1 protein-coding gene is annotated in these 779 nt (G+C 59.1%); it reads right to left on the bottom strand.

Translation table 11 applies throughout. The features are described 5' to 3' along the window. Positions 1-69: 69 nt before the first annotated feature. A complete protein-coding gene (locus ACW9HW_RS30145) occupies positions 70-699 on the bottom strand; it encodes a response regulator (RefSeq protein ID WP_020798801.1) in 630 nt (209 codons plus the stop codon). Positions 700-779: the final 80 nt, after the last annotated feature.

Here is a 779-nt window from a genome sequence, read left to right as displayed (position 1 = left end):
AGGCGAAGGCTCATCGACGGACGCACCGCTTTCGCGGGCAGGCTCGCTCCCACAATGATCGATGATCTTTCAAAGGAGCTTGTGCTCCATCGCGTACTTCACCAGTTCAGCCAAAGAGGTGATGTTGAGCTTCTGCATCAACCGCGCCTTGTGGGTGCTGATGGTCTTGCTGCTCAAGGCCAGTTGCTGGGCAATATCGTTGACGTTGGCGCCCTGGGCCAGGCGTTCGAACACGGAAAACTCACGCTCCGAGAGCAATGAATGCAATGGCCGCGAATCCGTCAGGCCGACTTCGAAAACCATGCGGTCAGCCAGGTCCGGGTCGATATAGCGCCCGCCCGCCGCAACCCTGCGGATGGCAGTCAACAGCAGGGCCGGATCACTGTCCTTGGTTGCGTAGCCCGCAGCGCCGACCTTTAACGCTCGTGCCGCCATCTGCGCCTCGTCGTGCATCGACAACACCAGGATCACCGGCGGATTATTCAGCGCGCGGATCCGCGGAATCGCCTCCAGACCGTTCACCCCCGGCATGGAAATATCGAGCAACACCACTTCGCAGGGCACATGCCGCAAGGTCTCAAGCAACTGCTCGCCATTGCTCGCCTCCCCCACCACCAGCAAATCCTTGGCCAGGCCGATCAATTGCTTGATGCCTTCGCGGACGATGGTGTGGTCTTCGGCTACCAGTACACGGATCACGTTCTTCTCCAGATTCAAGACATTGGCGAGCAGGCTCGCTTGTATGTTTAGACTTGAAGGGGTGGGCGGGACTAAAAGCT

The organism is Pseudomonas sp. SDO5532_S415, from assembly GCF_054071155.1.
This window is presented reverse-complemented; position numbering and strand designations above follow the sequence as displayed.